The 23,179-nt window shown below is 56.2% G+C and carries 28 protein-coding genes and 1 tRNA gene; 20 read left to right on the top strand and 9 right to left on the bottom strand.

Going from position 1 to position 23,179, the window contains the following annotated elements:
* Positions 1 to 59 precede the first annotated feature (59 nt).
* Positions 60 to 1,112 carry a proline racemase family protein gene (locus tag Q0932_RS13770; RefSeq protein WP_299354116.1) on the bottom strand — a complete coding sequence of 351 codons (1,053 nt, stop codon included), beginning with the start codon at positions 1,110 to 1,112 and terminating at the stop codon, positions 60 to 62.
* A 179-nt stretch (positions 1,113 to 1,291) separates the two neighbouring features.
* Between Q0932_RS13770 and Q0932_RS13775 the strand changes: the two genes are divergently transcribed.
* From Q0932_RS13775 to nusB, 5 genes are all read left to right on the top strand, one after another.
* A complete protein-coding gene (locus Q0932_RS13775; RefSeq protein WP_299354119.1) occupies positions 1,292 to 1,927 on the top strand; it encodes a CoA pyrophosphatase in 636 nt (211 codons plus the stop codon).
* A gap of 110 nt (positions 1,928 to 2,037) precedes the next feature.
* The gene (locus tag Q0932_RS13780) at positions 2,038 to 2,316 is read left to right on the top strand and encodes a hypothetical protein (RefSeq protein ID WP_299354122.1); all 279 of its coding nucleotides are present in this window, start codon (positions 2,038 to 2,040) and stop codon (positions 2,314 to 2,316) included.
* 685 nt (positions 2,317 to 3,001) lie between these two features.
* Positions 3,002 to 4,123: a 3,4-dihydroxy-2-butanone-4-phosphate synthase gene (gene ribB, locus Q0932_RS13785; protein WP_299354125.1), complete on the top strand. Its 1,122-nt coding sequence runs from the start codon at positions 3,002 to 3,004 to the stop codon at positions 4,121 to 4,123.
* Positions 4,124 to 4,127: 4 nt separating this feature from the next.
* A complete protein-coding gene (locus Q0932_RS13790) occupies positions 4,128 to 4,679 on the top strand; it encodes a 6,7-dimethyl-8-ribityllumazine synthase (protein WP_299354128.1) in 552 nt (183 codons plus the stop codon).
* Positions 4,676 to 5,143 (top strand): transcription antitermination factor NusB, encoded by a 468-nt coding sequence (nusB, locus tag Q0932_RS13795; protein WP_299354131.1) that lies wholly within the window; start codon positions 4,676 to 4,678, stop codon positions 5,141 to 5,143. Before Q0932_RS13790 ends, nusB begins: the two co-directional genes overlap by 4 nt.
* A gap of 439 nt (positions 5,144 to 5,582) precedes the next feature.
* Here nusB and Q0932_RS13800 read toward each other — a convergent pair whose 3' ends face one another.
* Positions 5,583 to 6,332 (bottom strand): hypothetical protein, encoded by a 750-nt coding sequence (locus Q0932_RS13800; RefSeq protein WP_299354134.1) that lies wholly within the window; start codon positions 6,330 to 6,332, stop codon positions 5,583 to 5,585.
* A gap of 427 nt (positions 6,333 to 6,759) precedes the next feature.
* Here Q0932_RS13800 and Q0932_RS13805 point away from each other — a divergent pair, with 427 nt between their 5' ends.
* The 3 genes from Q0932_RS13805 to Q0932_RS13815 all read left to right on the top strand — a co-directional run bounded on the left by Q0932_RS13805 (position 6,760) and on the right by Q0932_RS13815 (position 8,405).
* Positions 6,760 to 7,119 carry a metalloregulator ArsR/SmtB family transcription factor gene (locus Q0932_RS13805; RefSeq protein WP_299354137.1) on the top strand — a complete coding sequence of 120 codons (360 nt, stop codon included), beginning with the start codon at positions 6,760 to 6,762 and terminating at the stop codon, positions 7,117 to 7,119.
* On the top strand, positions 7,112 to 7,519 hold the full coding sequence (locus Q0932_RS13810) for an SRPBCC domain-containing protein (RefSeq protein ID WP_299354140.1): 408 nt from the start codon (positions 7,112 to 7,114) through the stop codon (positions 7,517 to 7,519). The genes Q0932_RS13805 and Q0932_RS13810 overlap by 8 nt, the downstream gene beginning before the upstream one ends.
* A 193-nt stretch (positions 7,520 to 7,712) precedes the next feature.
* Positions 7,713 to 8,405, top strand: a complete 693-nt coding sequence (locus tag Q0932_RS13815) for a nitroreductase family protein (RefSeq protein WP_299354143.1) — start codon at positions 7,713 to 7,715, stop codon at positions 8,403 to 8,405.
* 2 nt (positions 8,406 to 8,407) lie between these two features.
* Here Q0932_RS13815 and Q0932_RS13820 read toward each other — a convergent pair whose 3' ends face one another.
* On the bottom strand, positions 8,408 to 8,719 hold the full coding sequence (locus tag Q0932_RS13820; protein ID WP_299354145.1) for a hypothetical protein: 312 nt from the start codon (positions 8,717 to 8,719) through the stop codon (positions 8,408 to 8,410).
* A gap of 208 nt (positions 8,720 to 8,927) precedes the next feature.
* On the opposite strand from Q0932_RS13820, the gene Q0932_RS13825 reads away from it, so the two are divergent.
* Positions 8,928 to 10,511: an amidohydrolase gene (locus tag Q0932_RS13825; RefSeq protein ID WP_299354148.1), complete on the top strand. Its 1,584-nt coding sequence runs from the start codon at positions 8,928 to 8,930 to the stop codon at positions 10,509 to 10,511.
* On the opposite strand, the gene Q0932_RS13830 is transcribed toward Q0932_RS13825, so the two are convergent.
* A complete protein-coding gene (locus tag Q0932_RS13830) occupies positions 10,508 to 12,022 on the bottom strand; it encodes a trimethylamine methyltransferase family protein (RefSeq protein WP_299354151.1) in 1,515 nt (504 codons plus the stop codon). The two genes, Q0932_RS13825 and Q0932_RS13830, sit on opposite strands and share 4 nt — an antisense overlap.
* 116 nt (positions 12,023 to 12,138) lie before the next feature.
* On the opposite strand from Q0932_RS13830, the gene Q0932_RS13835 reads away from it, so the two are divergent.
* Positions 12,139 to 12,591 (top strand): MmcB family DNA repair protein, encoded by a 453-nt coding sequence (locus tag Q0932_RS13835; protein WP_299354154.1) that lies wholly within the window; start codon positions 12,139 to 12,141, stop codon positions 12,589 to 12,591.
* Between the two features lie 79 nt (positions 12,592 to 12,670).
* Here the strand turns inward: Q0932_RS13835 and Q0932_RS13840 are convergent, their stop codons facing one another.
* On the bottom strand, positions 12,671 to 12,859 hold the full coding sequence (locus Q0932_RS13840) for a DUF6324 family protein (protein WP_299354157.1): 189 nt from the start codon (positions 12,857 to 12,859) through the stop codon (positions 12,671 to 12,673).
* Positions 12,860 to 12,925: 66 nt separating this feature from the next.
* Here Q0932_RS13840 and Q0932_RS13845 point away from each other — a divergent pair, with 66 nt between their 5' ends.
* Positions 12,926 to 13,411 (top strand): GNAT family N-acetyltransferase, encoded by a 486-nt coding sequence (locus Q0932_RS13845; RefSeq protein ID WP_299354160.1) that lies wholly within the window; start codon positions 12,926 to 12,928, stop codon positions 13,409 to 13,411.
* Positions 13,412 to 13,454: 43 nt separating this feature from the next.
* A tRNA-His gene (locus tag Q0932_RS13850) sits at positions 13,455 to 13,531 on the top strand.
* Positions 13,532 to 13,571: 40 nt separating this feature from the next.
* Here Q0932_RS13850 and Q0932_RS13855 read toward each other — a convergent pair.
* On the bottom strand, positions 13,572 to 14,009 hold the full coding sequence (locus Q0932_RS13855; RefSeq protein WP_299354163.1) for a MarR family transcriptional regulator: 438 nt from the start codon (positions 14,007 to 14,009) through the stop codon (positions 13,572 to 13,574).
* A gap of 161 nt (positions 14,010 to 14,170) precedes the next feature.
* Between Q0932_RS13855 and Q0932_RS13860 the strand changes: the two genes are divergently transcribed.
* Positions 14,171 to 16,084 (top strand): FAD-dependent monooxygenase, encoded by a 1,914-nt coding sequence (locus Q0932_RS13860; RefSeq protein ID WP_299354706.1) that lies wholly within the window; start codon positions 14,171 to 14,173, stop codon positions 16,082 to 16,084.
* On the opposite strand, the gene Q0932_RS13865 is transcribed toward Q0932_RS13860, so the two are convergent.
* The gene (locus tag Q0932_RS13865; RefSeq protein ID WP_299354166.1) at positions 16,081 to 16,383 is read right to left on the bottom strand and encodes a DUF6476 family protein; all 303 of its coding nucleotides are present in this window, start codon (positions 16,381 to 16,383) and stop codon (positions 16,081 to 16,083) included. The genes Q0932_RS13860 and Q0932_RS13865 overlap by 4 nt on opposite strands.
* On the opposite strand from Q0932_RS13865, the gene Q0932_RS13870 reads away from it, so the two are divergent.
* Complete coding sequence (locus Q0932_RS13870) at positions 16,382 to 17,407, top strand: RluA family pseudouridine synthase (protein ID WP_299354169.1); 1,026 nt, start codon at positions 16,382 to 16,384, stop codon at positions 17,405 to 17,407. The genes Q0932_RS13865 and Q0932_RS13870 overlap by 2 nt on opposite strands.
* Positions 17,408 to 17,413: 6 nt before the next feature.
* Here the strand turns inward: Q0932_RS13870 and Q0932_RS13875 are convergent, their stop codons facing one another.
* Positions 17,414 to 17,905 carry a hypothetical protein gene (locus Q0932_RS13875; protein WP_299354172.1) on the bottom strand — a complete coding sequence of 164 codons (492 nt, stop codon included), beginning with the start codon at positions 17,903 to 17,905 and terminating at the stop codon, positions 17,414 to 17,416.
* Between the two features lie 299 nt (positions 17,906 to 18,204).
* On the opposite strand from Q0932_RS13875, the gene rpoH reads away from it, so the two are divergent.
* The 6 genes from rpoH (at position 18,205) to Q0932_RS13905 (ending at position 22,651) form a co-directional block, all read left to right on the top strand.
* Positions 18,205 to 19,101 (top strand): RNA polymerase sigma factor RpoH, encoded by an 897-nt coding sequence (gene rpoH / locus Q0932_RS13880; protein WP_299354175.1) that lies wholly within the window; start codon positions 18,205 to 18,207, stop codon positions 19,099 to 19,101.
* Positions 19,102 to 19,251: 150 nt separating this feature from the next.
* On the top strand, positions 19,252 to 20,037 hold the full coding sequence (locus Q0932_RS13885) for a hypothetical protein (protein ID WP_299354177.1): 786 nt from the start codon (positions 19,252 to 19,254) through the stop codon (positions 20,035 to 20,037).
* A 171-nt stretch (positions 20,038 to 20,208) separates the two neighbouring features.
* The gene (locus Q0932_RS13890; RefSeq protein ID WP_299354180.1) at positions 20,209 to 20,478 is read left to right on the top strand and encodes a DksA/TraR family C4-type zinc finger protein; all 270 of its coding nucleotides are present in this window, start codon (positions 20,209 to 20,211) and stop codon (positions 20,476 to 20,478) included.
* Positions 20,479 to 20,489: 11 nt separating this feature from the next.
* Positions 20,490 to 21,494: a Gfo/Idh/MocA family oxidoreductase gene (locus Q0932_RS13895; protein ID WP_299354183.1), complete on the top strand. Its 1,005-nt coding sequence runs from the start codon at positions 20,490 to 20,492 to the stop codon at positions 21,492 to 21,494.
* Positions 21,495 to 21,507: 13 nt separating this feature from the next.
* Positions 21,508 to 22,086, top strand: a complete 579-nt coding sequence (locus Q0932_RS13900) for a hypothetical protein (RefSeq protein ID WP_299354186.1) — start codon at positions 21,508 to 21,510, stop codon at positions 22,084 to 22,086.
* A gap of 82 nt (positions 22,087 to 22,168) precedes the next feature.
* Positions 22,169 to 22,651, top strand: coding sequence for an NAD(P)H-dependent oxidoreductase (locus Q0932_RS13905; protein WP_299354188.1), 483 nt, complete (start codon positions 22,169 to 22,171; stop codon positions 22,649 to 22,651).
* 58 nt (positions 22,652 to 22,709) lie between these two features.
* On the opposite strand, the gene Q0932_RS13910 is transcribed toward Q0932_RS13905, so the two are convergent.
* On the bottom strand, positions 22,710 to 23,168 hold the full coding sequence (locus tag Q0932_RS13910) for a GFA family protein (protein ID WP_299354192.1): 459 nt from the start codon (positions 23,166 to 23,168) through the stop codon (positions 22,710 to 22,712).
* Positions 23,169 to 23,179: the final 11 nt, after the last annotated feature.

A 23,179-nucleotide genomic window follows, 5' to 3' on the forward strand; every position in this document is an offset into this window, starting at 1 on the left:
AAACCATCTTCATCGCTGCATTCGTCCTCTTCGGTGTCATCATCCTAGGACACTAAAAACTACCAAACATCCCCAATGGTATAGCCCGATGGAAACGGGTCGCTGGGGGCCAGCGTCCAAGTCGTCGAGCCGTAGATCCAGGCCTGACCCGAAAGCGTCGGCACAATCGCAGGGTAGGGCCCAACCTGGGTGACGTCTTCGATCCGGCCCGTAAACGTGGTGCCCATAGGTCCGGCGTTTACGTAATCCTGCCCAACACTCAAAAGCCCGCGGGCATGCAGAACAGCCATCTTGGCGCAAGTGCCTGTGCCACAGGGTGAGCGGTCAAATATTCCACTGGCGGCATTGGGGTGCGAGGGATCGAACGGGCCGGTTGAAAGCGTAATGACACCGCGCCCATCGGTTGCCGGGTCAGCTGCGGCACCCCAGAGGTTGGTGATGGTTGGTCCCGTGATATCGGGGTTATCAGGGTGAGTTACCGGCAGTTGCTCGGCTGCCGCATGGCGTATGGCCTCAGAAACCTGGACAATCTCGCGGCCGTTTCCGGGATCGAGCGACACACCCAGCCGATCTGCATCGGCGAGTACGAAGAACATCCCGCCCCAGGCAATGTCGACCTTGATGGTGTCATGCCCACTCACCTCAACCGGCGCGTCGAGATGCACGACAAAGGCTGGCACGTTGCGAAACGTAACCCGGGTGACTTTGCCGTTTTTGCAGTTCGCTTTCACACGGATCAATCCCGCCGGGGTTTCAAGCGTCAGCTCGGTCACCGGCTCAATCAATGGCAGGATGCCCGTTTCCAGCAAAACGGTCGTGACGCAGATGGTGTTCGAGCCACTCATTGGGGGGTATTCCGTTTGCTCCATGATGATGAAGCCTGCGTCGGCTTCGGGGTCACACGGGGGTACAAGTGCATTGCAGCATAGGGCTGGGTAGCCACGCGGTTCCTGCAACATAAGGGTGCGAATGTGGTCGTGATGCGTCTGCATATCCAGCATCTTTTCGAACACACTTTGCCCTTTCAGGTCTGGCATGCCGCCTGTGATCACGCGACCCGGTTCACCTTCGGCATGGGCTTCAACGGCAGTAAGGGAAAGGGTATCGCGCATAAGAGTCTCTCCGGTTGGCTAACAACACGGTAAAGAGCGGCAGTCCGCGAAGAAAGGTTTTTTGAAGCTGGTCAGCGCGCGAAAACACCATGCCGACCTCACGTCATTTGGTGAATGATGGGTGACGCAAAGATCTTGGGTGCTCTAACATCGTGCGAGGCGGACAGGTATGAGATCCCATGACATTTGACTCATTTGATACCCAACTGGAACACACCATTCGGACAAGAATGGCGGGATTTCGACATCAGCGGGTCGCCGGTAAAGGACTACGGCAAGCGGCGGTGGCGATTGTGATTATGCCTTGCCCGGCCACAAAGCGGCCGAGTGTGCTTTTGACCTTGCGCCCAGCCTCGATGAACCGGCACGCTGGGCAATACGCCTTGCCTGGAGGACGGCTGGACACCGGTGAGACCCAGGCTCAGGCGGCCCTGCGCGAGGTGCGCGAAGAGGTTGGCTTGGACCTGCAGGAAGCCGACATTCTCGGGCGGCTGGACGATTTTGAAACCCGGTCGGGCTTTTGTATTGCATCGTTCGTTGTTTGGGGAGGTGATGGGCAGGAACCCCACCCGGACCCATCGGAAGTGCAGGCGTTGTTCTACGTTCCCTTTGAGGAACTCGACAGTCCTGAGATACCAGAGCTGTTGGCCGCGCGCGAAGGTGAAGCGCCGGTATTGTCAGCATTCATACCCACGCTGGGTCACAATATCTTCGCGCCAACCGCGGCCCTGCTCTATCAATTCCGCGAGGTTGCCCTGCGCGGAAACGCGACTCGCGTGGCCCACTTTGAGCAGCCGAGTTTCACCTGGTCCTAAGGGCAGCGGTATCGAACGTTTTGGGCAACACACTAAACGGTCCTCAGATGTTGACTGGTGGAAACAAAACTCTACGTAATAAATTCTAGGTATCCGAGCGGCCACACTCAATGCATGACTTTTTTTCAGAGCACTTTGGTCCGGGCGGAGACCATGATAGGATTTTCGCATGGCTTTGGATCGTTTTTTCCGTCGGTTTTGTGGCCGTGTGTTACTTCTTTGGAATAAGCAGTTTCTTTGGCTGGGAAGTTCCTGAGTTCAGTTTTTTGGTTCTTATCGGATCTGGGTTTGCGACGGTGCTAACCCTGTTGTTATTCCTTGTCTTTTCAGTCGTCGAGTTCGTCCTCAAAAAACTTGAACGGTCGGAAGATGAAGAGTTTGACGCATAGACGATCCCTATGAACACTAAAGGAGAAAGGAACCCATTTCATGTCAATCCGAGCAGTTTTCACAAGTCTTGTGGTTGGTTTGGTCGCGACCTTTGCGGGCCCAGCTTCTGCCAACTGCGGCAACCCCAGTCTTCTTCACAGTGCTGAAGAGAATTTTGGCGAAGCGCGTTTTTACGAAAGACGCGTGAACAAGAAGATGGAAAGCTTGGATCAACAACGACATGGGTCCGCAGAATGGTGTGAAACCGCTGACTTAGTTTACATAAGCATGCAACGCACATTTTGGTATTATCTCGAATCAAGGGACGATTTTGAGATCCTGCAACAGCGATGTACCCGCGCCGCGCGTAACGCTGCATCTGAAGGTGAATCCGATACAGCCGCCTACTATCGGCAAGTCAGATCAGTCGTAGAGTCCAACTATTACGCGGCCAAACGCAATGCAACTGACGCCGACAAAGCGGCGACTGAGTTTCACGATTGGGTCGGAAGCAGCTGCGCTTTGAAAGAGTGTTACGACACGCGGTGCAACTGACCAAGGCCGCATGGATTTCACGGCAAAGGCGCAAAGTAACCTAATCACCTGAATGTCGTCGCGTATCGCCCGTTTTGGGGCGCTTGCGCCTCTGGCATTCAGCCCGTCTATGGTCTATCTCCTCGGAAACCCATTTGACGAGAGACTCTTATGACGTTTGAAACACCCGGTCCGGTCGAGCAATCCTTGCGTGACGCGATCAGTCCCATCGAAGAGATCATCGAAGAGGCGCGCCAAGGCCGCATCTATATCCTCGTCGACCATGAGGATCGCGAGAACGAAGGTGATTTCATCATTCCTGCCGAGTTCGCCGACGCGGCCGCGGTGAATTTCATGGCCACACATGGCCGAGGATTGATCTGTTTGCCGATGACGGCGGACCGGATTGATAATCTGGGCCTGCCAATGATGGCAGTGAACAACTCGTCCCGCCATGAAACCGCCTTTACCGTGTCAATTGAAGCCCGCGAGGGTGTGTCGACCGGGATTTCTGCGGGCGACCGTGCCTTGACCATTTCCACGGCGATCAGCGAGCAGAACACGATGGCCTCGTTGGCCACGCCCGGGCATGTGTTTCCGCTGCGGGCAAAGCGCGGTGGCGTTTTGGTTCGTGCAGGTCACACCGAGGCATCTGTTGATATCTCCCGTCTGGCCGGGCTGCATCCAAGTGCAGTGATCTGTGAGATTATGAACGACGACGGCACCATGGCGCGTCTGCCGGAACTGGTGGAGATTGCGAAGAAACATGGCCTCAAGATTGGCACGATCAGCGATTTGATTTCGTATCGTTCGCGCAATGACAACCTTGTCGTAGAAACCTCGTCGCAAACGGTCACGTCGGAGTTTGGTGGCGATTGGCAGATGCGTATCTTTACCGATCAAATCCACGGTGTTGAACATGTGGCGCTGGTCAAAGGTGACATCACCACGCCAGACCCTGTTCTGGTTCGCACCCATGCCCTGCACGAAGCCGGGGACGTTCTGGGGCTTGGCCCCAAGCCGACGGCCGAGTTGCCCAGTGCAATGCGCAAGATTGCACAAGAGGGCAGGGGCGTTGTGTGCCTGTTCCGTGAGCCACGGCATAGCCTCTATGCCAACGAGGACGAAGGCCCCCGGACCATCAAGCACACAGGCCTTGGCGCGCAGATGCTGTCCAACATGGGGCTCAGCGAGTTGATCCTGCTGACGGACAGTCCTGATACCGTGTATCTGGGAATCGACGCTTATGGTCTGAGCATTGTCGGCACTCGTCCCATCCTGACCGAGGAGTAAGCCAATGGCTGGCGCAGAAAAGCACTATATCATGCCCCGTCCGACCTTTGAAAAACCGGTCAAACTGGCGATTGTCATCTCTCCTTATTACAAAGACATCGCTGACAATATGCTGGCTGGTGCCATGGCAGAGATCGAGGCCGCCGGCGGCACCTTTGAAGTGATCGAAGTACCGGGTGCGCTGGAAATACCAACGGCGATTGGCATTTCTGAACGGCTGAGCAACTTTGACGGCTACGTGGCCCTTGGCTGTGTCATCCGTGGGGAAACCACGCATTATGAAACGGTCTGCAACGACTCCAGCCGTGCCATTCAACTGTTGGGATTACAGGGGCTTTGCATTGGCAACGGCATCCTGACGGTCGAAAATCGCAAACAGGCCGAAGTGCGCGCGGATCCTGCGGATCAGAACAAAGGCGGCGGCGCGGCGGCAGCGGCCTTGCATCTTATCGCGCTCACTCGTAAATGGGGCGCCCAGCGTAAGGGCGTCGGATTCGTTCCGGCCTCTGAAGAGATCAAGATCGCTGGCGAACTCAAGGACAACCCCACCGCATGAGCACCTCAGGCAACCAGAAACGACTGATGAAATCTGCCGCCCGGCTCTACGCCGTGCAGGCGCTCTATCAGATGGAGCAATCCGGCCAGACCGCGGATCAGGTACGGGTAGAGTTTCTGGACCACCGTTTTGGCGAACAGTTCGAAGACTATGAGATGGTCGAAGGCCATGTTGGTCTGTTCACGAAGACGATTGACGACGCGGTGAACCATCAGGCGCTGATCGACCAGATGACCGATCGTGGGCTGGTGGCCAAGTGGCCCATTGATCGCATCGATCCGACCTTGCGCGCCCTGTTCCGGGCCGCCGGTGCAGAGCTGACCCAAGCCGACACGCCGCCCAAGGTGGTGATCAGCGAGTATGTTGGCGTGGCGACCGCGTTTTTCGCTGAAGGCCGCGAGCCGAAGTTCGTCAACGCCGTGCTGGATCATATGGCACGCGAAGCCCGCCCCGAGGCGTTTTGATCGCTTCGCCCTTGCTGAACCCGCTGGCAAGCACTAACTAGCCACTTGGCGGGTTCTGCCCTTCTCGTGATACGGTTGCATTCCGGTGGCCTTAAATACTTCCGAGGGAGCTGGCTCTGTTCTGGTCCTGGCCTGATTACCTGGCGCCCACCTGTGCAAACAGGTCCTCGGGAATGAGATAACCCCACGGCTGCGTTTGCGGGCCCGCCACCTTTTTAAAATGGTTTTAGTTTGGCTGAGGCCTGATGCGATGCCTAAGAAAGCTATGGTAGCTGCGGAAAGTGACTGGCGTTAACGGACTAGGTTGGGTGTTCCGCATTACAAGTTGACTGATGATCGGCCAGTGCAAAAAAGGGACCGAGGCGTTCAAGACCGCGCGAATGCGAGAGCGGGAGTTTGGAAGTCAGTCCTTTGATGTGGACGTCCTTAGCCCGTACGCTCAGTGAAACTTATACTCAAGCGACGCCTCGGAGTTCGCAATGAGTGTCTCAAATTCAGTATCAGTATGATGCTTGTAGATCGAAACATCGAAATGTGTTCTCCGTGTCGAACGAGTTTTCGTGTGTTTGAGAATCGGACTAAAGGGGCGCGTTAACGAAACGCCGTGCTGCTCCAGCAACTCCAGAATGTCGAAACCTTTTGTTTTTTGGTTTGATGCGAGATTGGCAATTATGAAATTGCTGCTCGACTCTCGCAAAAGGCTTATGTTGGTCTTTGTGACGTGGCAATACAGATCATAGACATTCAAGGACGGCCAGCCATAGCTCGAGCTTGCGATATCGTCGCATATTTTGACGTCGTAGGGATTGTTGAGAAACGACTGAACCCATGTCTCAAAGTCCCGCACCATGTAAATGATGATCGGCGAGTCTTTTCCCAACAGTCTTGGATTTAGTCTGCCATGCTTGCCGAATTCGGCGATTCTGTATTGTTCATCGATGTAGCGGTGTTGATTCCTTGGGCTGTAGAGAAGACCGCTGGGGGTGTTTGTCCTGATCAGTTCGTTCACCCACCGGGTGCCGGTATGATAATAGCCAGCCGTAAAAACTGTCGGTGTGATTTTGCCCGCCCGAGCGCGGGAAATCATATTGTTCAGCAATTTTTGCTCGTACTGTTGTTCTCGCCTTTTTGGGGAGAAACCTGCTAACACCAGCTGGCCAACGTCGCGTATACTCGAGAGTGAAATCATCGTTTTTTGCTCCTTTTGGGTCTCGGCAATCGCATCGACGGCTTCATCTCACCGACTTTTCGTCAAGATATGGGCCACTGAAGTGAGATTCTATGGTTTTTCCAATTCTTTTGCGCGATGCGGCTCGGCGAATTGGAGGTTTCGATTAGTTCGTTTGGTCAAGACCTCAGTGAAATGGCAGTCTCTTTGCTGGCTGTGCCGTTAGTGGTGACATAGTTTGAGTATTTCCGAGGGAGTGTCGTTACCCAAGGCCGCCCTGATGGGCGAGACCGTCAATGTTTGCGTTCACTGTTGGCTGGATATCGCGCAAGTCACCACTTTGGGGGGCTGGGAATTTGGGGGCAATAAGTCGAAAAGAAATTCACTTGACATGATACTAAATGGTATCATAAATAAATGGTATCAAAAGGTATCATATGGAGAACACATGCCCGACCACCTACAACCCGCCTTTCGTGCTCTGGCCGATCCGACACGTCGCGACATCCTGCGGATGCTTGGGGACAAGCCCATGACCATTGCTGAGGTCTCGGACCAGTTCGACATGACCCGTGCAGCGGTCAAAAAGCATCTGGTGATGCTCTCAGATGGTGGATTGATCGAGGTCGAGGCGCGGGGGCGGGAACGGGTGAATTCGCTCAATGCTGCTGCGTTGAAGCCTGTGATGGACTGGCTCGGCTGGTTTGACCGCTTCTGGGATGTGCGTCTGGATGCCTTGAAAACAGCCTTAGAGGAAGGAAACGACAATGAACAAACCCCTGAACAGCAAGGACCTGACAATGACTGACACAACCATTCGCAAAACCGTCTATCTTGGCGCTGACAAGGCGCGGGTCTGGGAATTTTTGACCAAGAAAGAACATCTCAACATCTGGTTTCATCCCCCTGAAAAGGACCTGGTTGAAGGCGAGGAATATCTTCTAAGCAGCCAGAAGGACGGTGATCGCATGTGTTGGGGCAAAGTTCTTGAGGCACGTCCGCTTGAGTATATGAAGTGGGATTTCACTGTAGGGCCGCTGAATGGCGCAATGACTTGCGTGGAATGGGAGCTGGAAGAAGCCCCCGGTGGTACCCGACTGACCCTGACCCACAGTGGTTTGCCGGAAAGCGGTGAAGGCTATGGCTTGGTCATGGCGCTCGACAAAGGCTGGCATGGCTTCCTGCTGAACCTTCACGGGCTGGGCTAGGGGCAGGAGCTCCCGCCCGTCTTCATGTCCCGCTGGCGCGGAACACTCATACCGTTGAGCATGGCAGGCACGAGGCATCGCCTCGTGCCTGCCCCCGCCCGCCGCAGGCGGCAAGGCCGAAGGCCGCGCAGATGGGCTTTTCTTGGTGGACATCCTCACTTAGGCTCGCGTGGACGCAAAAGGACCGAGCCAAATGTTTTCCCGAGACAACTTGAACTATGATCCCGTCCTGCTGCCGGATCGTCTGGACTATGACGATGATCGTTTGCGGGCCGAGGCGCAGGCCTTTTTTAGCCGAATGGCCGCCCGGCACACCGTACGCGATTTCACCACCCGCTCTGTGCCGCGTGAGGTGATTGAAACCTGTATCCGCACCGCAGGTCGCGCGCCCTCGGGGGCCAATCATCAACCCTGGCACTTTGTGGCTATTTCCAACCCTGCGCTCAAGTCACGTATCCGCGCAGAAGCTGAGGAAGAAGAGCGCCGTTTCTATGCAGGCGGCGCTGGGGATGAATGGATCAAGGCGTTGGAACCCATTGGCACCAATGCTGAGAAGCCTCATCTTGAGGATGCGCCATGGCTGATTGTAGTCTTTGCCCAGCGGTATGGCGCGTTCGAGGACGGTACGCGTTACAAAAACTACTATGTGCCGGAAAGCGTTGGTATTGCCTCGGGATTCCTGATCGCCGCGCTTCATCACGCAGGGTTATCGATGCTGACTCACACACCCAACCCGATGAAGTTCCTGAATGAGGCATTAGGTCGACCCGCGTCCGAAAAGCCGATCATGATCCTAGCTGTGGGACATGCCGCTGAGGACGCCAAAGTGCCAGCAGTCGCGATGATGAAAAAGCCGTTAGATGAAATTCTGACGGTCGCTGACTGAGGTTAGCGACGGGACTTGGCCTCAACCCGGACCGGGACCATTGGCGCAGGCATTACGGGAAGATCATCTTTCTTACCGCCCCCGGGCGTGTCGTTTTGTGCCATGCGCATGATGGTGATCGAAAATTGTACGCCAGCAAAGACGATGCCATTGAACATGAACAGCATGACAACCGCGACCATGCCGCCCTGTGTCGCGTTCACCAGATGCCAGAGATTGGCGACGTTGAACCACATCAAAAGGCCGACGAAAACTGCCGAAAGGCCGAAACCAGCGAGGACTTGCAGGATGTACAGGCGGACAAGATTGGGCATGAGAGTCTCCTAATGTTCGTAATTATATTCCGTGTGTCGAATGTGGCAAGGGCGGCGTTGTCACAGTCGGGTGTGTGGACCAAAATTTGCTTTGTACAACTGCCAACGTCTTGCGGCGCAGAGGCTTCAATTCTGCACCATCTTGTCAGAGGCGTTTCGACGCTCTACCCCTGAACGCAGACGCGCCGTTGATGTGAAAGGATTTGCCATGACATCGCCCGATCTGGCCAAGACCACCGCCCGAGAAACAGTGTCCGACAGAATGGGAGAGTTGTCTGAGTGGACCCGGACGATCTGGGACTATGGCGAGACCGCGTGGCGCGAGTACAAAAGCTGCGCGTTTTATGTCGATCTGCTGCGCCGCGAGGGATTTGAGGTCGAAGAAGGTTCGGGCGGGATGCCCACAGCCTTTTGCGCGACGTGGTCAAACGGCAAAGGGCCGACGATTGGCGGGTACGCGGAATATGACGGCATTCCGGGAAACTGTCAGGCGGCAGAACCCAGGCAAGGGCCGCGCCCCGGATTGGGGCCACATGCAGGCGGGCATACTGACCCTCATTCGGCGCTGGGGATGGGGGCCCTTGGCGGGTTTCTTGCGGCCAAAGCGGCGATGGAGAAACACGGGATCACTGGAACGCTCAAGTTTTTTGGAGAACCGGCGGAAAAAGTACGCGGGTCCAAGCCGATCCATGCGGCGGCTGGATATTACGACGATCTGGATGCCGCGCTATCATTCCACCCGTTTTACATGGCCCCCCTCTGTAACACCGTCCGCTGGAACACCCACTGTGGCGTCGGCTATGGAGTGATTTACGAGTTCATCTGTGATGCGCCGGAAACCTGGATGGCGGGGGGCGATGGCTCGCCGATCCCGGCCAGTCACGCGGCCGCGCGCGCACCCGGTGCCACGGATGCGCTGATGATGATGTATAATTCTGCCAAGGCCTTGCGCGAGCATATCATGGCGCCGGGGCAAAGCTGGTCGATGAACGAGACCATCATCAGCCATGGACAGGCCACGGCCGACAATATCCCGGCGCAGATCGCCCAGATTCAGTATTTCATTCGAATTTCTGAGGTTGAGGATGCCGAACATGTCATCCGGGGACTGGATCACTTTGCCGAAAACGCAGCACGCATGAACCACTGTTCGTGGCGGCGTCATTGGGTCGCCAAATCGCGTCCTGGCTTGGCCAATCACGCCATTTCTGCCGCGACCTACGCCAACCTCGAAACGGTTGGTGCCCCCGTTTGGGGCGATGAGGCCAAGGCATTCGCTCGCGCCATCCAGACCGAACTGGGCCTGGATGCGATCGATGAGCCCTTCCTGCCGATGATCTCAGAACTGAAGCACCCGGAAGAGGCCGAGGCCGAAATGCGCCAGATCCTGCCGCCCTCGCAACGCCACTTCACATCCGATGACTATACCGAGTTTTGCTGGCATGCGCCCACGGTTAGGCTGTACATTGGGCGACCCGCTTTGCAGGCTCCCGCTGGGTTTGCCTATCCGGCCTGGGCGATGAACGCGATGGGCGGACACTCGGCGTGTATTGACCCAATGGTTGAAGTTGCCGCGCAGGTTCTGGCGATGACGGCATTAGATTTCTTGACGGACCCAGACTTGCTGGCCAAGGCGCAAAACGAATTCAAGGAACGCACCGGCGGTGGCATTGGAGGCGACGCATGGCTCGCACCTTTGTGTGATCATGAACCGCCTCTGCATTTCCGTTGGCCAGAGTACGTGACCACAGCACGGGGTGAGGATTGGGTGATCCCGACGGTGCCGGGTTAATCAAGGATTGGCGCGCCACCAGCTTGTGTGTGCTGCGCGACAAAATCCTCGATCCGGCCTGCGCGATCCTGACCTCCCTCAGGGGGTGTGAACTCGGACAAGACCTGTTGCCAGATCTCCGTGGCGCGGTTTTCGGCTGAGACTGCGCCGTTCATCTCCCAATTGCCATAGTTGTTCAGATCGGCCACCAGCGGTTTGTAAAACGCCTCTTCGTAGCGGTTCATTGTCTGGTCGGTGGCAAAGAAATGCCCGCCTGGATCGACCTCAGTCAAGGCCTCCCATCCCAGGGCATCCTCATCACTGTCTGGCCGCGTGCAAAGTTGCGCGATGGTCTGCAAGGCTTCAATATCATTGATGAATTTTTCAAACCCAAAGCTGATACCGCCCTCTAGCCACCCGGCGGCATGGAACACCATGCCCGCATTGGCCATCAGATTTCCCCAGAGCGCATGATGTGTCTCGCCCGCGGCCTGCATATCGGGCGCGTTCGACGCGGCTCCGGCAGCGCCGCGCCACGGAAGACCAACATGGCGGCAGAGTTGCCCTGTACCAATGCTCATCTGGATTTGCGCCGGCGTGCCAAAGGCTGGCGCGCCCGATTTCATATCAACGTTTGAGCCAAAGCCACCAATCACGGCCGGGGCGCCGGGATTGACCAGCTGTGTCAAAACCAACGCGCTCAAAGCTTCGGCATGCTGTAGGATCAAGGCGCCTGCGACGGTGACCGGGGCCATTGCGCCAGCAAGGCAGAAGGGCGTGATAACGCTAAGCTGTCCGTACCGGGCAAAGTCAATCAGTGCCTGCGCCATGGGGCGATCAAGCAGTCGAGGTGAGTTGGTGTTGACCACGGTCGAGCACCAAACGCCCCGACGAAATTCCTCATCAGAATGGTTTAGTGCCAGCCGGATCATCTCAAAACTCTCGGTGACCTGCTGGCGCCCGCGTCCCATGACAAAGAGCGACTTGTCCGATAGCGCAAGTTGCGCGCGCATGGTGGCATAATGACGTAAATGCACGGGCACATCCTGTGCTTCGCAGCAAGGGCCAACCTTGTGAATGACATCAAAGCTTTGGCAAAGGCGGATGGCATCCTCAAGGGCCGCGATACTGCCGGGGCGGCGGCCATTTATGCGGTCTGTTACGTTGGGACAGCCGCCACCGGGGCCAAAAATCAGCGCGCCGTCTTCTACCTGATAGCCGCGCGCCGCCGTTGGAGCCTCCATCCGGAACGAGGCGGGGGCGGAAGCGATCGCGGCGTCGACCATGTCGCGGCCAAAATAGACCATCTCGTCTACGACACGCGCGCCGCCTTTGGCATAAACCTTGCGTGCCTCGTCCAGAAGAACTTTGATACCCAGTTCTTCCAAAACTCGCAAAGCCAAGTCGTGCATTGCGGCGATCCGATCGTCGCTAAAGGCTTCCTGTGGTTTGAAGGGATGACGCAGCTGACGCCACTCGGGTTTGGACTGTATGGGGCTGGGCTGTGCGCGTTTTGCGCGGCGGCGGACCATGTGGCCTCCTGACTAGGTTGCTCAAACCTACCGTAGGAGAGCTGACTGCCAAGGCTGTCCTGTTTGCGACACGCGCGGGGCTTGATTTTTGTTCACGAATTGTTCACATTCTCCGGATGACCGACTTGCTTCAACCCGGACAACTCCTTGCGCGCGGCGTGAGCCGCCACTTGCGCAGTCATGGCTTTGTTTCTGTTGATGAATTTGTTCCAATGCGCGGCCTGCGCGTGGACATTATGGCATTGGGCCCCAAGGGGGAATTGTGGATTGTCGAGTGCAAATCCAGCCGCGCCGACTTTCAGAGCGACAGCAAATGGCAGGGCTATCTTGAATGGTGTGACAGGTATTTTTGGGCGGTGGACACCGAGTTTCCCACGGATCTCTTGCCCGAAGACACCGGGCTGATCATGGCCGATGCTTATGACGCCGAGATCATCCGCATGGCCCCCGAGGACAAACTGGCCCCGGCGCGCCGTAAGAAAATGATCCAGAAATTCGCCACTGATGCCGCGCGCCGCCTGCATCGCCATCGCGACCCGAAATTGCCGGGTTTGCCCGACGAAGACTGACCTACAGCTTCATTTTGGCAAAAATACTCCGGGGTGAATTGGCCGCTTGGGGCCAAGAGGGGCAGCGCCCCTCAGACGCTTACTTCGCGACTTTTCGTGCGGCACCAGCAGCCGCCCGGATTTCGTCTGCAATTTCTTCGGCCTCTTCCGGAGAAAAATCCATCGGGACTTCAACTCCGTTGGCGTCAATGAACAAGCGCACGAAACCGTGGTCGGTTGGCCCGATCTGCAGATTTGCTTCGATATCGCGTTCGGTATTGATGCCCATAACGGTTCTCCTGTGGCTCATAGTCGGGTAGCGTGATTGCAGGCATTTTGCAAGACGGAGGCAGCCATGACAGACGCGGTGACGCTGCAACTTTTTACGGCGGATGATCTCGAATGGCTGGTGGATCAGCACGCAAGGCTCTATGCGCGTGATGAGGGCTTTGACGAAAGCTTTGGGCAATTGGTACGCCAGATACTTGAAGACTTTGTCACGGATCACGATTCGACTTGCGAGCGTGGCTGGATGGCCATGCGCAACGGGCAACGTCTGGGCAGTATCTTTTGCGTAAAACTGGATGACAAAAACGCCAAACTGCGCCTGTTCTTCTTGGTGCCGGAAGCGCGTGGCCTTGGCGTTGGCAAGCAATTGCTTCAAGCGTGCATGGGCTTTGCAAGAGACAAAGGGTACGAGAAAATGCAGCTTTGGACCCATGAAAGCCACGAGGCCGCCTGCGCGCTCTACCGCAAATTCGGCTGGCAACTGCTGGCCTCAAAACCGGTCAAGTCTTTCGGAGTCGATCTGATAGAACAAAGCTGGGAAATTGACCTTTAGGTGCTTGCATTCGTCTTCAAGGCTGGTTAAATCGCCCTTGCGTGCCGCCTTAGCTCAGTTGGTTAGAGCACTGGTTTGTGGAACCAGGGGTCCCCCGTTCGAGCCGGGGAGGCGGTACCATTCCCACCTGACTTCGTGAACCTTTGAGAGTGGCGCCGCATCATTGCTCGGTGTTGCGCGTGAGGTTCACGGCTTTTGTCGCCAATTTCATGAACATAGCACGCTCTTGCGGCGTCAGGTTTTCGAGGATGTCTGCTTGTAGCGCTTCGACCAAAGGGTGAATGTCTCTCAAAAGTGCCTCTCCTTGGGAGGTAAGCCGGACTTCGCGGGCTCGGCGATCCTGTTTGGAAACTGTTCGCGCAACAAAGCCCTTCTTGACCAGCCGGTCGATCACGCCGCCTATTGTGGCGCGATCATAAGCGATTTTGGCGGCTACGCCGGCCTGATCAATGCCGGGAAACATGGCAATGGCCTCCATTGCCGCGAACTGAACCGAAGTGAGGTCGTGCCCTGCGTTTTGAATGTGTTTGCTGAATGTTTGGGTTGAGATTTGGTTCAACCGCCGAATCAAGTGACCGGCCATCCCATGTATTTTCATTTTGAACGTCCTGCCACGGCCCTTTCACTGCATATTTTGCCAACGGTATCGCAATACTTTGTCGGAAAATAGTATGTATACATATTTTTCTTGAATAAAAATAGTATGTATAGATACTAATTTTAACCACAGACCATGCCAGCGCGTTGGAAGGAGTGATGATGAAGTATTACAAAGACGGATTTCGCGGTGGTGACCCGGACGTCAAAACAGCGGCTGCAAACAGGCGGGACCGGGATCCAAATGCGTCGCTGCCCGACAAAGTGGATGTGTTGATTGTTGGTACTGGCCCAGCCGGGCTCTGTCTGGCTGCGCAGCTGGCGCAATTTCCGGAAATAAGCACGATGATTGTCGAGCAAAGCCCGGCAAACATTACCAAGGGCAAAGCCGACGGTATCAACACGCGCACGATGGAGATGTTTCAGGCCTTTGGCTTTGCCGACAAGGTCAAGCGCGAAAGCTATTGGGTGAACCAAACCGCGTTTTGGGTGCCTGACCCGGAAAATCCCTCACACATCAAGCGGTTTGGTCGGGTGCAGGATGTGGCCGATGATTCATCTGAGATGCCGCACATCCTGATTAATCAGGCGCGATTGCATCAGTTGTTTCTGGACGTGATGCAGAATGCGCCGGCGCGGTTGGCGCCTGACTACAATTGGTCTGTGAAAGACCTGCAAATCGACAAGATGACCGAAGATCATCCCGTTGCGGTCACCTTGGAAGACACCGGTGTGAACTGGGGGGAGACAAAGACAGTTCGCGCGAACTACGTGGTTGGGTGTGATGGCGCACGCTCTAAAGTGCGCGAGGCTATCGGAGGCGAGTTGCATGGCGATGCCGCCCATCAGGCTTGGGGGGTAATGGATATTCTCGCCAATACCGATTTTCCTGATGTACGCCAGAAATGCCTGATCGCCTCGGCCAATGAGGGCAATGTCCTGATCTTGCCGCGCGAGGGCGGCTATCTGTTCCGCATGTATGTGGAATTGGACAAGCTCAAGGCAGATGAACGGGTTTCAAGTCGGCACTTTACCCAAGACCATATGATCGCAGCCGCCAACCGCATCCTGCGGCCCTATTCGGTCGACGTGAAAGAAGTGGTCTGGTGGTCGATTTATGAAATCGGTCATCGCATGACGGACCGCTTTGACGACGTGGCAGTAGGCGAAGACCGAACCCCGCGCGTTTTTACAGCGGGGGACGCGTGCCACACTCATAGCCCCAAGGCGGGGCAGGGAATGAACGTGTCGATGCAGGATACGTTTAATCTGGGCTGGAAGCTGGCACATGTTCTGACCGGGCGCGCGGATGCCAGCCTTTTGCACAGCTACTCGCAAGAGCGTTGGGCTGAAGCCAAGCGGCTTGTCGACACCGACCACAAATGGGCGCGGATCATGTCAGCGCCGCCAGGAGAAAGTGTGCTCGACGATGGTGATGAGCCGCGATTTGTTCAGGCCTTCAAGGAAAATCTGGAATTTACCGGAGGGCTGGCCGTGAAGTATGACCCGTCTGCTTTGACCGGTGACGCGACTCATCAATCCTTGGCGACAGGGCTTGAGGTCGGGCGCAGGTTCCATTCTGCCCCGGTGGTGCGATTGGCGGACGCCAAACAGATGCAATTGGGACATGTGGCAGAAGCCGACGGGCGTTGGCGCATCTATGCTTTTGCCGGGGCGCGCGACAGGACCGCGCCCGGATCAGCAATTCATCAGTTGGCAGATTGGTTGGGGCAGGATGCGGCATCTCCGATACTTCGACACAAGTCCAAAGGGGATGACATCGATACGCTCATCGAAGTGATCGCGGTGTTTCAGCAAACTTTTGAAGACTTGGCATTTGAAGAGTTGCCAGCGCTGTTGCGTCCAAAAACCGGGCGGCTTGGGCTGACTGACTATCAAAAGGTCTATTGCGTGGACCATAAGGGGCTGGGTGATGTCTTTGACATGCGTGGCATCGACAGGTCCCAGGGCTGCATGGTGGTGGTGCGGCCCGACCAATACATCGCGCAGGTACTGCCACTGGACGCAACCGGACAGTTGACGGCCTTCTTTGACGGGATCTATCGCAAGCGTTAGTTCGCCGGAGAAACCTGTATCTCCTGACGCAGCCCCCCAGTCATCTGGTCATAGATCAGGATGCGCTGATCATCGGTCACCACGGCCCACCAGCCTTCGCCAATGGTTAGGGCTGTGGCGGTGACACCCTCGGGTAGGGCGATCTGATCGGGCATGGTTGGGCCATCTGCATTCAGGCGGATGACAATCAGGGCGACAACCACTACAAGCCCCACCATCATCACGGCGGTCAGCGTCGTTACCAGCACGCGCAGAAATCGCAGGTTCGCCGGTTCCACCGGTTCAGGAGCATCATCCATGGCCACACGCCTTGTCACGTTTCAGATCGCGGAAAACCCGCCCAAGCGTCTTGATAAGGCGCTTTCGCGCGATGTGCCAGAGGCCGAGGCCCTGTCGCGCACTCGGCTGGCAAGACTGATGGCTGATGGGCATGTTCTATTGAACGGTGCCGAAGCGCGCGATCCCAAAGGCAAAGTGGCTGAAGGGGACAGTGTTGAAATCACGGTTCCCGTCGCCGATGAGACCCATATCGGCCCCGAAGACATTCCGTTGGACGTGGTATTCGAGGATGACGACCTGATCGTCATCAACAAGCCAACGGGCATGGTGGTGCATCCCGCACCGGGCACACCAAATGGCACCTTGGTAAATGCCTTGCTGCATCATTGTGGAGACACGCTCTCGGGTGTGGGCGGCGTTCAGCGCCCCGGCATCGTGCACCGCATCGACAAAGAGACATCCGGTCTTCTGGTGGTGGCAAAATCAGACCGCGCCCATCAGGGGCTGGCCGCACAGTTTGAGAAACATACCGTCGAGCGCTACTACAACGCAGTGGTTTATGGCGTTCCCGACGCCAATGATCCCCGCCTGCGCGGCGTGCGGGGCGTCAGCTTTGAATCCGGCAACATCATGCGCGTGACTACCATGTTGGCACGCCACAAAACGGATCGTCAGAAACAGGCCGTGTACTTTGACCAGGGCCGCCACGCTGTGACCCGCTCGCGCATTGTCGAGGCTTTTGGTTCCCCTGCCGTTGTGTCGCTTGTGGAGTGCTGGCTGGAAACCGGTCGTACACATCAGATCCGCGTGCATATGGCCCACGCAGGCCACGGACTGGTCGGTGACCCGGTCTATGGCGGGAGGCGCAAACTGGCGGAGAAAGCGATCGGGGCTAAGGGGTTAGCGGCTGTTCAGGTGTTCCCCCGTCAGGCGCTACATGCGGCCGTTCTGGGTTTTGAACATCCTGTGACAGGCGAGACCGTGCGGTTTGAAGCGCCGCTGCCTGACGATATGGCAAACCTGATCGGAGCGTTGCAGGGCTAGCTGTTGTCACTGACCCAAGGCAAATGTTGCCCCAAAGCCAAAGACAGCGCCGCTCTCGCCGTTGAATTGCGGGGCCGGCACCAGCTGAACAAACACATTGCGGTAGTTGAGTTGAACCCCTGGCAGCACAACAAAATCACTGCTTCCCAAAGTCACGTCAAAGTGGCGTGAATTGTCGCCATAGTCGGCGAAACTCACCACGGCCCCTAAAGCCACCTGTCCAACGTCCCAGAATTTTCCGACACTAAAGAGTGCTGACACGTCCTCGTAACTGTTCAGCAAGGCGCCAGCACTATAGTCCAGCGTCCACAGGCGTTCTTCCCATGTGAATATGAGACCTGGGTTAAACTCATTCCAACTGGTTTGGCCGGGATTGGGCGGGGTCAGGTTGTAATGGTAGGACGCCAAGGGAATGTAGAGCCGGTCCGGAGACCAGCCGTCAGCGGATGCGCTGGTCGCGGTTAACAACCCCAAAAGGGTGGCAAAAGCATGTTTCATCGTCGTCTCCTGTCCGAAACCAGCCTCTTGGTTTCAATGTCCTTGGCCTGCTTTGTCAGACATTCTGGGCGTCGCTTGGGAATGAATATGACAAAACAACGTCAGCAGACAACGCAACTTGGGCGCGGTCGACACAATCCACACATCACTGTGAGGGGAATGCCGCAGCTCTGGCAAACCGGCGGCAGATTTCTTAACTTTTCTGTAAGGAAATACTGCTAGCGCATCTTGAAAGGCCGTTAGCGCCAACCTAAATGAATGTTAAGGCTTATAACATTCGACAGCAGAGGGGGCATATTATGAGCAATTACGCAAATCTGCCGGCACCGACACCGGAAGGCGGCTTGAACCGCTACATGCAGGAAATCCGCAAATTTCCGCTCTTGGAGCCGGAAGAAGAATACATGCTGGCCAAGGCCTGGGTCGAAAAAGAAGACACCGAGGCCGCGCATAAAATGGTGACCTCCCACCTGCGGCTCGCCGCCAAGATCGCCATGGGCTATCGTGGCTATGGTCTGCCGCAGGCTGAGGTGATCTCAGAGGCCAATGTCGGCCTGATGCAGGCCGTCAAAAAGTTTGATCCGGAAAAGGGTTTCCGTCTGGCGACCTATGCCATGTGGTGGATCCGGGCTTCGATTCAGGAATATGTCCTGCGGTCGTGGTCGATGGTGAAACTGGGCACGACCTCGGCGCAAAAGAAACTGTTCTTCAACCTGCGCAAGGCCAAAGCCCGCATTGGCGCGTTGGAAGAGGGCGACATGCGCCCCGAAAACGTCAAACGCATTGCGACCGACCTTGGCGTTACCGAGGACGAAGTGATCTCGATGAACCGCCGCATGAGCGGTGGCGATGCATCGTTGAACGCTCAGATCGGGTCGGACGGCGAAGGCACGATGGAATGGCAGGAATGGCTTGAAGACGAAGATGCCGATCAGGCCGGAGATTACGAGGCTCGCAATGAGCTTGAGGCTCGACGCGAGCTTTTGGCCGAAGCAATGGACGTGCTGAATGACCGTGAAAAAGACATTCTCACCCAGCGCCGCCTGAGCGAAAAGAACATCACGCTGGAAGATCTCAGCTCGCAATATGATGTCAGCCGCGAGCGTATTCGCCAGATCGAAGTGCGCGCATTTGAAAAGCTGCAAAAGCGCATGCGCAGTCTGGCTGCTGAAAAGGGTATGCTGACTGCGGGATAACCGCTTGGCGCTTCACTGAAAACGTCTTAGCCTCGCCCTGACACAAAGGGCGGGGCTTTTTCTTTGAGCGAGGCAGGGCAGACAAGCAAAGACCGCGGCGTCGTGTTTCACGTTCCGCAAAGCTGGCTTGGTCCCAAAGGTTCCGGGCTAATGCCCTTTTATGCTAAAGCACTCGACGGCTTTGCGGGTCTCGGTATCCCAACGCAAGTGATCGCCTTGGATCGCGACACGGTGCTGCGTCGGATCGAACAGGACAATTGGTTTCACATCCTCAACCATTCTCGGCTGCCGCATGCGCGGGCGTTGATGGCGGGTGTTGCCTATATCTATCCATATTGGAACCTTGATCCGCTGGGCATTCGGGCCTTTTCATCGATTGGGGACAAACCATTTCGCCCAGCAAAAATTGATGGCGACACGGCGCGCAGTTTCCTTGATGCGTTGCGACAGAAATGGGTAGTCACCCGCACGTCACGATATGAACAGCCCGAGGCGCGCGCCACAGATCTGCCGGACAATCCGATCCTAGTTGTTTTCCAAAGCGAAGCTGACCGAAGCGTTGACAAAACTTGTTACATGGACCGCTGGCAGATGCTTGAAACCTGTCTTGAGGCCGACCATGGGCCAGTCGTGGTCAAACCGCATCCGCGCGATCTTGAGCCGCAGACATTTGACAGGCTGCTGAAATTGAAACAGCAGCATGACCATTTGTACATCAATACGGGCAACATTCATGATCTTCTCGACGCTGCAACGCGTGTCGTGACCATCAATTCGGCCGTTGGTCTAGAGGCCTATCTGCATCGCAAACCGGTGACCCTGTGTGGGCAGTCCGATTTTCACCACATTGCCGACACTGCGACCTCGCCAGACGTGTTGCGCGGCATTCTAAAAGAGAACCGTCCAGGACGTGTCTATGCCAAGTACCTTTATTGATATCTTGCCCGAAACTGCATCAATGCGGGCAAACAGAATGTGGCGCAAAAGATCCTGCGCCGCATCCGTGCGACAGGGTATGATCTGGGCAACACGTGAAACCGGGTCGCCTGCGCATTGCCGGGGGGGCGGTCGTTCGCTACGATCGCCACAAGATATCGGAGGTACGACATGGCCGGTGGATGGGCGCGCGACGGCGCGGTGAATGAACAGATTGAAGCGTCAATCAACGACGAGTTGGCGCGCATGAAGGCGCAACGAGCCCCTGTAGGTGAGAGCCTGAAATTCTGCGCGGAATGCGAAGAAGAAATACCCGAGGCGCGCCGCAATGCCGTTCCGGGTGTGAAGCTGTGTATTGATTGCATGAGTGACCGCGATGCGTCGTTCAAGGCCCGAGGTGGCATCAATCGGCGCGGCTCAAAAGACAGCCAGTTAAAGTAGAGGCAACGTAGATGGATGAACCACTTCGTTGGGGGATCTTAGGCGCGGCCAATTTCGCGTTGAACCACATGGCGCCGGCCATTCACTCGGCCAAGAATGCCGCATTAGTGGCGCTCGCGACCCGAGACAGCACGCGCGCCACGCCGTTTCAGGCTTTCTGCCCCGGGTTGCGAGTACATGAGAGTTATGAGTCTTTGCTGGCGGATCCCGAGGTTGACGCGGTCTACATCCCGTTGCCCAACAGCCTGCACGTTGAGTGGAGCGCGAGAGCAATGGACGCTGGTAAACATGTCTTATGCGAAAAGCCCCTAGCGATGCACTCACAGGACATCGACGCGCTGATTGCGCAGCGTGATCGCACAGGCCTGATGATGGCCGAGGCGTTCATGATCGTGCATCACCCGCAATGGCAGCGAGTCAAAGCCCTGCTGGCAGATAATGCGATAGGTGAGCTGTTGCATATCAATGGGTTGTTTTCTTTCAGAAACACGGATGTTGAGAATATCCGAAATCGCCCGGAAATGGGCGGCGGTGGATTGCCGGATATTGGCGTCTACACGTTGGGGTCCACCCGCTTTGCCACGGGGCTAGAGCCAGAAATTCTCTCGGCCAGTCTGGCCTATGAAAACGGTGTTGACGTTAAGGCTGAGGTGCATGGCCGTGTTGGGTCTGCCAGCCTGTTCACCATGTTGTCGACACGGATGCACCCCTACCAAGAGATGTTATTTCACGGCACGCATGGTTTTTTGAAACTCAAGGTGCCGTTCAACGCCGGTGTCTTTGGTGAACCGCGGCTTGAACACAGCCGCGATGGCGCACCGCTGGCGGTAGAGCGCTGGCCCACGACGGCGCAATATGTTGAGCAGGTCGAAGCTTTCGGGCGATCCGTGCGGGGCAGCGCGGCCTTTCCTTGGACGCTTGAAGATGCGCGCGGCACGCAAAAGGTGCTGGAACAGGTGTTTGCTGTGGCAGAAAAGGCTGAAACACCTGCCGGAGACGCTGGCACATCAGGATGATGAGGCGATTTTCATGAGTTACATCGACGGCTTCAAACACGAACAGGTCGGCTTTCTCGCCGCGATTCCGGTTTATCATCCTCTCGAGGATATCCCGATGCCGCCTCGTGATTGGCCCGAAGATGATTTCGGCTGCACCACCAGGCAGTTGGTGATTGGCGGAGGCGCAGGAGAACATCCGGGTTTGGTCGTGCGCAAGCCGGAAGCCGCGGTGGCGCGATTTGTCCTGGAGAGTGGCGATTTCGACCTGCCAGCATTTCTGAGTCAAAAGTTTCTGCAGTTGGCCGAGCAAAAGGACACGCTGCACTTTGCTGGCTGGGAAGACGACGATCATCGAGGTTTTTATGAGGCCTGCACAAACGGGAAATTGCCCAATCCTTACTGGCCATCCAGTGGATATAGTTTTGAGGTCTGGTTATCGCTTGGGATCGGAGAGTTCATCTACTACGCCATGCCAGATCTTGCTGGGCCACAGATTGAACAAGCCAAAGCATTTCATACGACGCTTGGTCACGTCCGCTACAACAATATCCTGTGTGTACCGCCGGGGATGCCGGTCTATGCAAATGGCGGAAATGCGTTCTTCAAATGATCCGAAACGGTTTTTGCGTTTGCCCTGGCGTCGTAAAAGTATCGGGACGCGCCAATAGGCAAACCTGCAAGGGACAACGGTAATGAGATTGTTGATCGTCTATCACTCCAGAACTGGCGGTAGCCAGCAAATGGCAGAGGCTGCCGCCAAGGCTGCACAGTCCGAGACTGAGACCGTTCTCATGACCGCTGCACAAGCTGGACCAGAAGACTTGCTTGCGGCGGATGGCTACATCTTCTGCGCGCCGGAAAACCTAGCAGCGCTGTCCGGAGCAATGAAAGAGTTCTTTGACCGCTGTTACTACCCGGTTCTGGGCCAGATCGAAGGCCGACCTTATGCCCAAATGATCTGTGCAGGCTCTGATGGGGCAAATGCAGCGCGCCAACTGGCCCGGATTGCAACCGGGTGGCGTCTACGTGAAGTGCAACCCGCCCAGATTGTCTGTACCCATGCGCAAACACCTCAAGCCATCGAGGCGCCCAAAATCATCGCTGAAGAAGATCTGGCAAGCTGCCGAGAATTGGGACAGGCAATTGGCGCAGGTTTGGCGCTCGGTGTTTTCTAGATCACGCTCCTGAATTTGCACCCAACTTGAGAATTAATTGACCATGCACACCTTGAGGCTAGGGATCTGTTTGTTTGCCCGGGAAAGATTCGAGAAAGTCGGAATCGTCCTCTGAGCGCAATCGAGGCAATTCATCCGCTAAGTTGTACCAGGGCAGTTGCGAGTCCACAAAGGTATGAGCATTGGGTTTTGCATCTTCGGGGTTGTCCAGCGAGCACACGCTCAGGTTCGTGCCGTTATCGTTTTCAGGGTCTCTGAAACGCCAGACCAGTCTAGATCCGCAGTCAGCGCAAAACCCACGCTGCCCGATCTCAGAAGAGAGGTAATACTTTGGTTCACCCTTGATGAATCGTAGGCTGCCAGCCAGGACGGGTATGCCAATCTCTGCCGGTGCTCCCGAGCTTTTCTGGCATTGCTTGCAGTGACAGTAATACCCGGAATGAAGAAATGCCCGCGCTTCAAAGCGGACCTCTCCACACAGGCAACCGCCAGTGACCTTTACCGGTTTCTCGGTCATGTTTCAGTTCC

This window comes from uncultured Shimia sp., assembly GCF_947498095.1.
Taxonomy (GTDB): Bacteria; Pseudomonadota; Alphaproteobacteria; order Rhodobacterales; family Rhodobacteraceae; genus Shimia.